This window comes from Clostridium sp. 19966 (genome assembly GCF_032335695.1).
Lineage (GTDB): Bacteria > Bacillota > Clostridia > Clostridiales > Clostridiaceae > JACTOJ01.
In genome coordinates, this window is the sequence record NZ_JACTOJ010000016.1 from 1 (window position 1) to 13,035 (window position 13,035).

A 13,035-nucleotide genomic window follows, 5' to 3' on the forward strand; every position below is an offset into this window, starting at 1 on the left:
ATAAAAATATAATAAAAATATATTTTAAAATTCCAATTGATATAAAAATACTTTTTTTTGCAGCAATATTAGTATCTTATTATTTACTTTTAAAAAAAACAATTTTATATATAATGCAGGGAGATATAAATTCTCCTATAGCTTTAATTATATTAACTATAGCTTTTATGGAATTTTTATTCATAAATTTTAGGTATATTAGTAGTATGAGTAATGATTATAAATTCAGAAATAATCAATTTAAGAATGCTGTTATATATAGGATATATATAATTATAAATCATCTAGCATTATATAAAAGTGTAGTTGTAGAGTATGTTGTGCAACAAGCATTAACTATTATTTTTATAGTAAGCATGGTAATTTTAGGATTGCTTTATAATTATAGAAATAACTATTTTTACTTAGGAGAATGGATGTATAGCTGGAGACGTAATTTTGTATTATTCTTAATATTTATGTATATAATATGGTACTTGATATTTATACCTAAGAGAGAAATAAAGAGAAGAATATACTTAAATGAAATAGAAAAAGCAACTAAAGGTATATCTGAAGGTGAGCTAGATTATCAAATGAAGGAATATAGGGGCGGGATACTTAAAAAAATTGCCTTCAACATAAACAATATGCGTGAAGGCTATAAAAAGGCTCTTGATGAACAGATAAAAAGCGAAAGAATGAAAACTGAGCTAATAACAAATGTTTCCCATGATTTAAAAACTCCATTAACTTCCATAATAAATTATGCAGACTTACTTCAGAAACAGGATATATCCCAAGAAGAAAAAGAAGGTTATGTTTTAATATTAAATAAGAAAGCTCAAAGACTTAAAATATTAATAGAAGATTTATTTGAAGTTTCAAAAGTAAATAGCGGTGCTTTAGAATTTAATAAAGAAAAGATAGATATAGTAGCGCTTTTAAAACAGACTTTAGCAGAGTGGGATGAAAGAATAAAGTCCTCAGATATAATATTTAAAACTAATATATCTAATGAGCATATATATTCATTTTTAGATGGGAAAAGAACCTGGAGGGTTTTTGACAATCTTATAAACAATATATTAAAGTACTCTCAAAGCGGAACTAGGGCCTATATAGATTTAAAACAGGAAAAAAATAAAAATATCATAGAATTTAAAAATATTGCTTCTTATGAAATGGATTTTGAAGCTGAAGAGATAATTGAAAGATTCAAAAGGGGAGATAAATCAAGAAATTCAGAAGGTAATGGGTTAGGACTCGCTATTGCCAAAAGTATTGTAGAAGCTCAAAGGGGAGAATTCAAAATATGCATAGATGGAGATCTCTTTAAAGTAACAATTAAGCTTGATATTATTAATTAATATATACTATATTCCAAGGCAAAAATAAAAATTATATTTTTGCCTTAATTTTTATTAGTATATTTTGATAATCAAAATATTTTACATTCAAATAAAATTAGTATATAATATAGCTTATCTTATAGGTTTATAATTCTAAATTATATTACCATCCAAAATAATTACTTTTCATTTGAAGGGAGAAAATTTAATGAATATAAATCCGTTAGTAATAGGAGACTTGGTAGCTAGACTTCCAATTATACAAGGAGGTATGGGAGTAGGAGTATCTCTTTCCGGACTTGCCTCAGCTGTAGCTAAAGCTGGAGGAATAGGAGTAATATCTTCAGCACAGATAGGTTTTAAGGAAGAGGATTTTGAAACTAATACATCAGAAGCTAATATAAGGGCGCTAAAAAAACATATAAAAATTTCAAAAGAAAATTCTGAAGGCGGAATAATTGGAGTTAACATTATGGTGGCTTTAAAAGACTATGCCATGCAGGTAAAAGCTGCTATAGAAAGCGGAGTTGATTTAATAATATCAGGAGCAGGATTACCTACGAATCTTCCGGAGTATACAAAGGACTCTAGCGTAAAAATCGCTCCTATAGTTTCTTCCGGAAAAGCAGCAAATGTAATTTTAAAAATGTGGGATAGAAGATATGGCGTAACAGCGGATTTAATAATTATAGAAGGACCTATGGCAGGAGGACATCTTGGATTTTCAAAAGAGGACATAGAAAAGCATCCTAATTTAGGTGAAATCTTTTCTGAGGTTAAGGAAGTAGTAGAAGGATATAGTAAAAAATATAACAAAAATATACCTATAGCGGTAGCTGGAGGTATATATGACGGATTTGATATAGCGAAGTATATAAAATTAGGTGCAGATGGAGTACAAATGGCTACAAGATTTGTAACTACTGAAGAGTGTGATGCACATATTAATTTTAAGAAGGCATACATGGAAAGCACTAAGGATACCATAGGAATAGTATCAAGTCCTGTAGGCATGCCAGGAAGAGCTGTTATGAATGAATTTGTAGATAAGACTAAAAACGGAAGAATAAAGGTGACTAAATGCTATAACTGTCTGACTCCATGTAATCCAGCAGATACTCCATATTGCATAACTAAAGCCCTTATTAATGCAGTTAATGGAGAAATTGATAATGGACTTGTATTTTGCGGCGAAAATGCATATAAATGCGATAAGATAGTTAAGGTTAAGGATTTAATGGATGAATTAAGAAGAGAGATAGAAGAGGCTTAAATTTTTCTAAGGACAAATTACGTTAACAATGTTATAATGATTTAAAACAAAAAATAAAATCATTATATACAAACGGAGCGTGAAAAGATGAGTGATTTAGCAGGAAAGGGATGTGAAATTCTCATACCATTTGAGGAAAGAAAATCTCTTGAAGATATAGAAAAAAGCATTACTACTACCTATAGAAAAAAAATATGGTCTAAATTTTTAAAGGCCGTAAATGATTATAAATTAGTAGAAGATGGAGATAAGATAGCTGTTGCGGTATCTGGTGGAAAGGATAGCATGTTAATGGCAAAACTATTTCAAACTCTTAAGCGAAATCGTCAGTATAACATAGAACTTGAATTTATTGTAGCAGATCCAGGATATCATCCCGATGTAAAAAAATTGATGGTAGAAAACTGTGAATATCTTGGTATCCCAATAAAGATATTTGATTCAGGTATATTTGAAGTGGTTGATAGAATTGCTAAGGATTATCCTTGCTATATGTGTGCAAGAATGAGAAGAGGTGCTTTATATTCAAAAGCTAAGGAATTAGGCTGCAACAAGTTGGCACTTGGTCATCATTTTAATGACGTTATAGAGACTACTATGTTAAACGTATTGTATTCAGGAAACTTTAAAACTATGCTGCCTAAGCTAAAAGCTACTAATTTTGAAGGAATGCAGCTAATAAGACCTCTTTATTATGTGGAGGAAGAAAATATACAGAGATTTACTCAATCCAGTGGAATATGGCCATTAAATTGCGCATGTATGGTAGCTGCTAAAAAAGTGGGAAATAAGAGATATGAAATCAAGGATTTAATAAAAGATTTTAAAAACAAATTTCCTGATGTTGAAAAGTCTATTTTTAAAGCGGCACAAAATGTTAATATGGATTCTATATTGGGATGGCAAAAGGATGGTAAAAACATATCATATTTAGATGAATATGATTTATAATTATATGAAAACTATAGAGACTATGAAAATATGGTCTCTATTTTTTTACGACTGTTTTAAAAAGTGATAATGATATACATTTTAAGTACTTTTTGTGACATAATAAAGCAAGGCTAATATAAGTTAACATTTTTTGTATCTTTATCTAATAATTAAATCATTACTGCAAAATATTAATCGCTGTTATGTTAAAATTAGATTAATAAGTTTAAAAATATGTATTTTATATTATAAAAATTTTTAATTCTTAACATAAACTTAACAATCGTATAGTAGAATCAAATAGGTGTGAAACAACAACGTTCTACAAGGAGGAAATTAAATGTTTAATTTATCACCCAAAAATGACAAATTTTTCGACATGTTTATTCAATATTCTGAGATTATACACGAGTCAACAACAATGCTAGAAGCATTTGTAAAAAATCCTTCAGATGCTGAACAAAAATTTAACGAAATAAAAAACATAGAACATAAGGGGGATGAAATGCTACATAGTATTTTCACAGAACTTAACAATAGTTTTATAACTCCTATTGATAGAGAAGATATATTTGATATAGGAAAGGCTATGGATGATATAATCGATTATGCAGAAGCTACAGCAAGCAGATTTTTAATATTTAATTTAGATGAGACTAAGGAAGATGCTGTTAAAATGGCAGAACTAATATGTAAAAGTACAGAAAAATTAATTGAACTTCTAAAAGAATTTAAAAATATGAAAAATAATAAAAATTTATCCGCTAGAATAATGGACGTTAATGCATTGGAAAATGATGGTGATGTATTATACAGAAAAGCAATAAAAAAATTATTCAGTGATAAAAATGATACCTTAGATATAATTACTTGGAAAGAAGTATATGAATCCATGGAAGATGTGCTAGATGCTACAGAAGACGTTGCCAATATAATTGAAGGAGTTGTAATGAAACATGCATAATTCTGCGTTTATTATTACGGCTGTAATAGTTGTACTTGCACTTTGCTTCGATTTTATAAATGGATTTCACGATACGGCTAATTCTATAGCAACTTCTGTTTCTACTAGAGTACTTACACCTAAACAAGCTATTCTCATGTCTGCAGTTTTAAATTTTACAGGTGCATTTATTAGTGTAAGTGTAGCTAAAACTGTAGGATCGGATATAGTAAAGCCTGAATTAGTGCCGCAAACTGTTATGGTAGCAGCATTAATAGGTGCTATTGTTTGGAATCTGATAACTTGGTATTTTGGAATACCTAGTTCATCTTCTCACGCTCTCATAGGCGGTCTTATTGGGGCGGCCATAGTTGCAAAAGGAACTATTAATATTGTTCAATGGGGAAATTTCTTTTCTAAGATATTATTATGGTTATTTCTTTCGCCGGTAATTGGTTTTGTAATTGGATACATAATAATGATAGCTTTAAATTGGATACTTAGAAAAACAAGACCTGCTACGGTAACTAAATTCTTTTCTAAGGCACAGATTGCATCCGCAGCACTTATGGCTTTCAATCATGGTGGAAACGATGCTCAAAAATCTATGGGAATAATAACGGCTGCTTTAGTAAGCGGAGGCTTCTTAGGAGAATTTAATGTACCTGTGGAAGTAAAAATTGCTTGTGCTGGAGCTATGGCAATTGGTACATCTATTGGTGGATGGAAGATAATAAAAACCATGGGAGTCAACATGGCAAGATTGGCACCAGTAAATGGTTTTGCGGCTGAAACAGGAGCTGCGGCTGTTATATTTACAGCTACAATGCTTCATTCACCTGTAAGTACAACCCATATCATATCTGGATCTATAATGGGTGTAGGAGCTTCCAAACGATTATCTTCTGTAAGATGGGTATTAGCTCAAAATATAGCCTATACTTGGGTTCTAACCATACCTACCTGTATTGTAATATCTGGTATAGCTATGTTCATATTTAAATTAGCTTAATATAAAATTTTTAAGGGGTACTGAACAGCTAACAATTCAGTTAGTTGAGCAGTACTCCTTTCTTACGTTAGAAATATCTATAAGGTCCATATCCATATGATGGATATACTGCGTATGCTGGATATACATATGCTGGGTATCCATATCCGTACCTATAGGGGGAAGAATATGAAGAACCAAGAAGCAGAAGCAATCCTGCAGCAGCTAATGCACCAGCAAAAGTGCTGTTTACTCTTCCTAAAAGCATACCATTCATGTCATATATCTTGTAATCCTGAATAAAACCTATTTCACATCCGTTTATGTCATATATAAAGTTATCATTAACGAAAGCTATTGCCTGCTTTTGTTTATCGTATATAATGTTATCTTTTATATAGCCTATGGTATGATGATGCTTATCGTATATTTTGCTTTTTTTGTAGTAACCATAGCATTTATCACTAGAATCGTATATTACTTCCATTTTTACACCACCTTAAAATCTTTTTGTATATTTACATTATTTTATCTTTAAGGGAAATATAAGAATATCCTTATGCTCATATTGTATGCAAAAAGTTTACATTTTGATATTTAATTGTATATTAATATTTGTGGAAAGATATAATTAGCAACACAATAGTAATATAATGTTGACAAAAAATAAATTAAATTATAAAATTAACTTATAAATCTGAGCAAATTGCTCGGAATTCATTATTAATATTAAGAGGTGTTGACATGGCAAGCAATCTTTTAAAAATAGAGAATTTGTACAGTGAAGTAGAGGATAAAGAAATAATGAAAGGTTTAAGTTTATCAGTAAACAAGGGCGAGATACATGTTATCATGGGACCTAATGGAGCTGGTAAGTCTACTTTAGTAAATGTAATAATGGGAAATCCTAAATATAAAATAAAATCCGGAAAAGTTTTCTTCGAAGAAGAAGATATTACAGAACTAAAACCAAATGAAAGAGCTAAAAAAGGTATATTCTTATCTTTTCAAAACCCAGAAGAGGTTCCAGGAATAACTGTAGAAAATTTCTTAAGGGCATCTAAATCTGCTATAACAGAAAAGCCAATTAAAATTATGGCTTTTAAGAAAGAATTAAAGCAAAAAATGGAATACTTAAAAATGGATGAGGAATATGCAGGAAGATACTTAAATATGGGATTTTCAGGTGGAGAAAAGAAAAAGAATGAAATACTTCAAATGTTGATGATTAATCCTAAGTTAGCTATTCTTGACGAAACCGATTCTGGTCTTGATGTGGATGCTGTTAAGATTGTATCCAGTGGTGTTAAAGAATTTAAAAATGATGAAAATGCAGTAATAATAATAACTCATAACAGCAAGATACTTGAAAATCTTAAGCCAGATTATGTACATATTTTAGTGGATGGTAAGATTGTAAAAACTGGTGATAGTTCATTAATTGATCTAATTAATGAAAAAGGATTTTCTGAATTTGAAATTGTCTAATTGAGGGGTGATTAAATGGAAAAGAAAAAAACCTATATAGATGACATGGATAGAGGGATATATGATATCAAAAATAAAGATTCCTTTAGTTATAAAGTATCTAAAGGTCTTACTAGCGAAATAGTAAGAAAAATATCCGAGGAAAAAAATGAGCCTGCATGGATGACAGAATTTAGGCTGCAATCCTTAGAGGTATATAACAATACTGAATTGCCAACTTGGGGACCTTCCCTAGATGAATTAGATATGGATAATATTGTTACTTATGTAAAACCAAAGACTGACATGAAAGGTAAATGGGAAGAGGTCCCTGAAGATATAAAGGAAACATTTGATAGATTAGGTATACCTAAAGCTGAAAGAGAAGCATTAGCAGGAGTAGGTGCTCAATACGATTCAGAAATTGTATATCACAGTATAAAGGAAGATTTGGTTAAACAAGGAGTAATATATACTGACATGGAAACTGCCGTGAGAGAATATGAGGATATGGTAAAGGAGCATTTTATGAAATTGGTTCCTCCAAGTGATCATAAATTTGTGGCTTTGCACGGTGCAGTTTGGTCAGGAGGATCTTTCGTATATGTACCGCCAGGCGTAAATGTGGATATACCTCTTCAATCATATTTCAGGCTTAATTCTCCAGGTGCTGGACAATTTGAACATACTCTTATAATAGTTGATAAGGGAGCCAGCCTTCATTTTATTGAAGGATGCTCTGCACCAAAGTACAATGTGACCAATTTACATGCTGGCTGTGTTGAATTGTACGTTGAAGAAGGGGCTAGGCTTAGATATTCAACAATAGAAAACTGGTCTAAAAATATGCTTAATTTAAATACTAAGCGAGCAGTAGTTAAAAAGAATGGAATTATAGAATGGGTTTCTGGATCCTTTGGATCAAAAATTTCTATGTTGTATCCTATGAGTATCCTAAAAGAAGAAGGAGCTAGAGCTGAATTTACAGGAGTAACTTTTGCAGGTGCAGGTCAGATACTAGATACTGGCGCTAAAGTAGTTCATGCAGCCCCATATACCTCATCCTCCATAAATTCTAAATCTATATCAAAGTCAGGTGGAGTTGCCATATATAGAGGGGGCTTAAAGGTTGCACCGAATGCTCATGATTGTAAATCGTCAGTATCCTGTGAATCTCTTATGTTGGATAATATTTCTAAATCTGATACTTTGCCGGCTATGGATATTTTGAACGATGAAGTGGATATCGGACATGAAGCTAAAATAGGAAGAATTAGTGATGAAGCTATATTTTATCTTATGACTAGAGGAATAAGTGAGGAAGAGGCTAAATCAATGATAGTTAGAGGATTTGTTGAACCTATAGCCAAAGAACTTCCTTTGGAGTACGCGGTAGAAATGAATAATCTTATAAAACTAGAATTAGAAGGAAGTATTGGTTAGGAGGGATAATATGAGCGAAATGCTTAAGAATATTAATAAAATACCTGTTCGAACTTGGAATTGGCTAGGAGTAAATGATTTTTCCATGTCTCATGATTATCCTAATGCCATAGAGTATAATCAAGATGCATTAAAATCTAAAAATATTGAAAATGTAGAATCTTTCAAGATAGATAAAGGAAGTTATTTAGATTCTATATTTAATAGTGTAGATATAGGGGTAAGCAAAGAAACATATGATGATGTCCTGGATAATTTTAATACGGGATACTATGTTTTAGCTAAAGAAAATTCTAAAGTTAAAGAACCTATAATAATAGACTATTCTTTGGATTCCCAAAACAGTGTTTTGCTGGATAATAATGTTTTAATTGCAGAAAAAAATAGTGAGATGACTGTTGTTATTAGATATTCTTCAACAGAAGGTAAATATTTTCACAATGGAGTTACTAGGCTGTACGCTAAAGAAGGAGCTCGAATTAATTTAATTAAAGTTCAGCTTTTGGGAGAAGAGAATATTCATATTGATGCTGTAGGAGCAATCCAGGAACAGGGAGCTAATATTAACTATATATTTATAGAATTAGGAGCAAATAAGACAGTAACTTCTTGTAAAAATTATTTGCAAGGGAGTAAGAGCGAAGCCAATATAGATACTATATATTTAGGTGATAAGGAAAGAAAAATAGATGTTAACTATGTGGTTCAGCATCTAGGAAAGGCCACCATGAGCAATATAAAAGTTAATGGAGTGCTCATGGATAAGGCTAATAAAATATTCAGAGGAACATTGGACTTTAAAAAAGGAGCTTCTGCTTCTAAAGGCAGCGAAGAAGAAAGCACTATACTTTTAAGCAGTAATGTTAGAAATAGATCTATACCTTTACTACTCTGCAGTGAAGATGATGTGCAGGGTCAGCATGCGGCAAGTACAGGTAGAATAGATGATGCTAAGTTATTTTATTTGATGAGCAGGGGATTTAGTGAAAAGGAAGCTAAAAAAATTATAATAGAAGCAGCTTTCAATCCTATAACGCAAAAGATTCCTCTAGAAGATCTAAGAGAAGAAATTTCAGAATTTATCAGGGGGCGAATAAGTAATGCCTAATAATTATTTAATAGATTTTCCAATTTTAAATCAGACTATAGAAGGGAAAAAAATAGTTTATTTAGACAATGCTGCAACAACTCAAAAGCCATTGTCAGTAACAAAGGCTGTAGATGAATATTATAATCAATTTAACGCTAATCCTCACAGAGGAGCTTATTATTTGAGCATTAAAGCCACAGAAATATATGAAGAAGCCAGAAAAAAGGTAGCCAGCTTTATAGGAGTAAAGGATGAAAGAGAAATAATTTTTACTAAAAATGCCACTGAATCTTTTAATTTATTAGCGTATAGCTATGGAATGAACTTTGTAGAAGAGGGAGATGAAATAGTTATATCTATTGCAGAGCATCATAGTAATTTGGTTCCTTGGCAAATGGTGTCCAGAGCTAAAAAGGCAAATTTAAAATATATGTATCTAAATGATTCAGGGGTAATAGATGAAGACGAAATAAAAAATAAAATTACCTCTAAAACTAAAATAGTTTCAGTTACCCATGTTTCGAATGTTCTTGGAACTATCAATCCTATAGAGAATATTATAGAAAGAGCACATGAGGTTGGTGCTATAGTTATAATTGATGGATCTCAGAGTGTACCTAACATGAAGGTAGATGTAAAAGCATTAGATGCTGATTTTCTTGTTTTTTCAGGTCACAAGATGCTATCTCCCATGGGGATAGGTGTTTTGTACGGAAAAAAGGAGATTCTTGAAAAGATGCCACCATTTATGATGGGGGGAGACATGATAGAATATGTTTGGGAGCAAGAGGCTACTTTTGCAGAACTTCCTCAAAAATTTGAAGGAGGCACACAGAATGTCGGCGGTGCAGTAGGGTTAATGGAAGCTATAAAGTATATAGAAAAAATAGGAATTGATAATATAACTTTGACTGAAAAAGGATTAGCTAATTATGCACTAATGAAAATGCAAGAAGTTCCATATATAGAAATTTACGGCACTAAAGATTCTAATAAGAGGGCTGGAGTAATATCTTTTAATATTAAGGATGTGCATCCGCATGATGTATCATCTATATTGGATGCAGATGGGATATCAATAAGAGCGGGGCATCATTGCGCTCATCCATTGATGAGGTATCTAAGAGTGAATGCTACTTGTAGAGCTAGCTTTTATTTTTACAATACTGTGGAAGATATAGATGTTTTTGTGAATAGCTTAAAAAAGGTTAGGAAGTGGTTAGGATATGGATCTTAGTTCTATATATACAGAACTCATAGCTGAGCATAACTCTTCGACTAGAAACAAACGAAAAATTGATAATCCTGACATGGTTATGAAGGGAAAAAATCCTAGCTGCGGAGACGAAATAGAACTTCAGCTAAAAATTAAAGATGATTTAATAGAAGATGCAGCTTTTACTGGAATAGGTTGTGCAATTTCTCAAGCTTCTGCTTCTATGATGATTGATTTGATTAAGGGAAAAACTGTTGAAGAAGCGGAAGAACTTATTCATATATTTTTAGGAATGATAAAACGAGAGATAGTTGATGATGAAAAGTTAGAAGTATTAGATGAAGCTATTGCCATGAAGAATATTTCCAATATGCCTGCTAGAGTAAAATGTGCTGTTCTATCTTGGCATACTTTAGAAGATGCAATAAAAAATAAATAATAAACATTTTGCAAAGTTTTAAATGAGTGAATTACACACTTATTTAAAACTTTTTTTATTATGTAATAGTTATATTGAAAGCAACTAAATAGTAATGATTTATTAAAAAATAATCTATATTAATTGATAATGATTATTGATTAATTCAAATAATAGAGTTATACTATAACTGTAGATAGAAAATAAAAATTTAGATAAATATTTTTATAAGATTAGGAGGCAACTATTATGAAGTATAACATTCTTATAGGTGGTCAAGCCGGACAAGGCATGGATACTATAAGTGATTTCGTAGAAAAGGTATTAAAAAATAAAGGATTTTATGTGTTTTCCAATAAAGATTACATGTCCAGAGTTAGAGGGGGAAATAACTTCACTCAAATAAGATTCGGAGATGAACCTATATATTCTCACAATGAAACTTTGAATTTAATCGTAGCTTTAGACAAAAATACAGTAGAATTTCATAAGGAAAGGCTTATTGAAAAGGGAAAGATATTTGTTGACAATAATATAGAAGTTGAAGACAAAAGAGCAATTCATCTGCCTTTCAGCGGTATAGCGAAGGAGCTTGGATTACCTAGAGCAGCAGGAATGATAGCTGGAGCTGCAATATTAAAATATTTTGGTATTTCAATAAATGGATTTGAAAACTTTCTTTCTAAAAAATTCAATGATAAAGTAAGAGAAATAAATATACAAGCTGTTAACAGAGGATATGAGCTTGTAGGCACAGAAAAAGAATTAAACGAAGTAACTTCAAAAGATACACTTCTTATTGATGGAAATTCAGCTATTGCTTTAGGAGCTTTAACTGCAGGAGTTGATTTCTATTCTGCATATCCAATGACTCCTGCCACAAGCATAATGACTTATTTATCCAAAAAACAAGTAGAAGCAGGCATAGTAGTAGAGCAAGTTGAAGATGAAATAGCCGCTATAAACATGGCTATAGGAGCTTCTTATGCCGGAGCAAGAGCTATGACAGGATCCTCTGGTGGAGGATTTTCGCTTATGGTGGAAGCTCTTGGATTAGCCGGTATAACTGAAACACCTTTAGTAGTTGTGGATTCTCAAAGACCTGGCCCAGCTACCGGACTTCCAACAAGAACAGAGCAAAGCGATTTAAGTTTTCTGGTAACTGCATCTCATGGTGAATTTCCAAGAATAGTTCTTTCTGTTAGAAATGCTGAAGATGCTTTTTATCAAAGCTTCAGAGCGATTAATTTAGCAGATAAATATCAGACTGTAGTACTTATACTAACAGATCAATACATTGCTGATTCAAAAGTTACTGTCCCAAGATATAATACAAAGAATTTGAAGATTGAAAGATATGTTAGTGACGGAAGCTTTTTGCACAATGGAGAAGAATATAAGAGATATAAAATTACAGAAAATGGCATTTCGCCTAGACTTATACCTGGAATTAAGGAAAATCAAACAGTGCTAGTAGATAGTGATGAGCACACCGAATTTTCTCATATTACAGAAAGTGCAGAAGATAGAATACTTCAGATGGAAAAGAGAATGAAAAAACTAGAACTTGCAAAGCAGGATATTCAGGAAGCAGAGGCTTTTGGAGCTGAAAATCCAGAATATTTAATTGTAGGCTGGGGATCCACCTATGGAGCTATTAAGGAAGCAGTAGAAAATTTAAATAAAGAAGGAATAAGTGTTTCAGCACTTTCCTTTGGAGATATTTATCCTCTTCCAGAAAAGCTTCTTAGAGAAAAAGCTTCTATTGCTAAGAAAGTAATAAATGTAGAACAAAATTATACTGGACAACTTGGTAAGCTTATAACCCAGGAAACTGGAATATTGATGAATAACAGTATTTTAAAATATGATGGTAGACAAATTACTGCTACTGAAATTGTAAATAGATTTAAAAATGAGGTGATGTAAG

The 13,035-nt window shown here is 31.5% G+C and carries 12 protein-coding genes; 11 read left to right on the forward strand and 1 reads right to left on the reverse strand.

The genetic code is table 11. The features are described from left to right. The 5 genes from IAI10_RS15585 to IAI10_RS15605 form a co-directional block, all read left to right on the forward strand. Positions 1-1,349: sensor histidine kinase (locus IAI10_RS15585; RefSeq protein WP_315674218.1), on the forward strand; the 1,349-nt coding region annotated here is incomplete at its 5' end. Between the two features lie 190 nt (positions 1,350-1,539). Beyond that, positions 1,540-2,604, forward strand: a complete 1,065-nt coding sequence (locus IAI10_RS15590; protein WP_315674219.1) for a nitronate monooxygenase family protein — start codon at positions 1,540-1,542, stop codon at positions 2,602-2,604. Positions 2,605-2,691: 87 nt separating this feature from the next. Then, entirely contained in the window at positions 2,692-3,555 is an 864-nt protein-coding gene (locus IAI10_RS15595; protein WP_315674220.1) for an ATP-binding protein, read from the forward strand. 322 nt (positions 3,556-3,877) lie between these two features. Beyond that, positions 3,878-4,501: a DUF47 domain-containing protein gene (locus IAI10_RS15600; protein ID WP_315674221.1), complete on the forward strand. Its 624-nt coding sequence runs from the start codon at positions 3,878-3,880 to the stop codon at positions 4,499-4,501. Next, on the forward strand, positions 4,494-5,492 hold the full coding sequence (locus tag IAI10_RS15605) for an anion permease (RefSeq protein ID WP_315674222.1): 999 nt from the start codon (positions 4,494-4,496) through the stop codon (positions 5,490-5,492). Before IAI10_RS15600 ends, IAI10_RS15605 begins: the two co-directional genes overlap by 8 nt. Before the next feature lie 67 nt (positions 5,493-5,559). On the opposite strand, the gene IAI10_RS15610 is transcribed toward IAI10_RS15605, so the two are convergent. After that, on the reverse strand, positions 5,560-5,958 hold the full coding sequence (locus tag IAI10_RS15610) for a 5-fold beta-flower protein (RefSeq protein ID WP_315674223.1): 399 nt from the start codon (positions 5,956-5,958) through the stop codon (positions 5,560-5,562). A 257-nt stretch (positions 5,959-6,215) separates the two neighbouring features. Between IAI10_RS15610 and sufC the strand changes: the two genes are divergently transcribed. The 6 genes from sufC to IAI10_RS15640 all read left to right on the forward strand — a co-directional run bounded on the left by sufC (position 6,216) and on the right by IAI10_RS15640 (position 13,034). Next, entirely contained in the window at positions 6,216-6,959 is a 744-nt protein-coding gene (gene sufC / locus IAI10_RS15615) for a Fe-S cluster assembly ATPase SufC (RefSeq protein ID WP_315674224.1), read from the forward strand. Between the two features lie 15 nt (positions 6,960-6,974). Continuing rightward, complete coding sequence (sufB, locus tag IAI10_RS15620; RefSeq protein WP_315674225.1) at positions 6,975-8,381, forward strand: Fe-S cluster assembly protein SufB; 1,407 nt, start codon at positions 6,975-6,977, stop codon at positions 8,379-8,381. Between the two features lie 10 nt (positions 8,382-8,391). Continuing rightward, the gene (sufD, locus tag IAI10_RS15625) at positions 8,392-9,489 is read left to right on the forward strand and encodes a Fe-S cluster assembly protein SufD (protein WP_315674226.1); all 1,098 of its coding nucleotides are present in this window, start codon (positions 8,392-8,394) and stop codon (positions 9,487-9,489) included. Then, positions 9,482-10,708, forward strand: a complete 1,227-nt coding sequence (locus IAI10_RS15630; protein WP_315674227.1) for a cysteine desulfurase — start codon at positions 9,482-9,484, stop codon at positions 10,706-10,708. Before sufD ends, IAI10_RS15630 begins: the two co-directional genes overlap by 8 nt. Continuing rightward, on the forward strand, positions 10,698-11,126 hold the full coding sequence (gene sufU, locus IAI10_RS15635) for a Fe-S cluster assembly sulfur transfer protein SufU (RefSeq protein WP_315674228.1): 429 nt from the start codon (positions 10,698-10,700) through the stop codon (positions 11,124-11,126). The genes IAI10_RS15630 and sufU overlap by 11 nt, the downstream gene beginning before the upstream one ends. Before the next feature lie 228 nt (positions 11,127-11,354). After that, the gene (locus IAI10_RS15640; RefSeq protein ID WP_315674229.1) at positions 11,355-13,034 is read left to right on the forward strand and encodes a 2-oxoacid:acceptor oxidoreductase subunit alpha; all 1,680 of its coding nucleotides are present in this window, start codon (positions 11,355-11,357) and stop codon (positions 13,032-13,034) included. Position 13,035 lies beyond the last annotated feature (1 nt).

Coding starts and splice junctions, on each gene's coding strand:
- IAI10_RS15590 (WP_315674219.1), top strand. CDS start 1,540: ATGAATATAAATCCGTTAGTAATAGGAGACTTGGTAGCTAGACTTCCA.
- IAI10_RS15595 (WP_315674220.1), top strand. CDS start 2,692: ATGAGTGATTTAGCAGGAAAGGGATGTGAAATTCTCATACCATTTGAG.
- IAI10_RS15600 (WP_315674221.1), top strand. CDS start 3,878: ATGTTTAATTTATCACCCAAAAATGACAAATTTTTCGACATGTTTATT.
- IAI10_RS15605 (WP_315674222.1), top strand. CDS start 4,494: ATGCATAATTCTGCGTTTATTATTACGGCTGTAATAGTTGTACTTGCA.
- IAI10_RS15610 (WP_315674223.1), bottom strand. CDS start 5,958: ATGGAAGTAATATACGATTCTAGTGATAAATGCTATGGTTACTACAAA.
- sufC (WP_315674224.1), top strand. CDS start 6,216: ATGGCAAGCAATCTTTTAAAAATAGAGAATTTGTACAGTGAAGTAGAG.
- sufB (WP_315674225.1), top strand. CDS start 6,975: ATGGAAAAGAAAAAAACCTATATAGATGACATGGATAGAGGGATATAT.
- sufD (WP_315674226.1), top strand. CDS start 8,392: ATGAGCGAAATGCTTAAGAATATTAATAAAATACCTGTTCGAACTTGG.
- IAI10_RS15630 (WP_315674227.1), top strand. CDS start 9,482: ATGCCTAATAATTATTTAATAGATTTTCCAATTTTAAATCAGACTATA.
- sufU (WP_315674228.1), top strand. CDS start 10,698: ATGGATCTTAGTTCTATATATACAGAACTCATAGCTGAGCATAACTCT.
- IAI10_RS15640 (WP_315674229.1), top strand. CDS start 11,355: ATGAAGTATAACATTCTTATAGGTGGTCAAGCCGGACAAGGCATGGAT.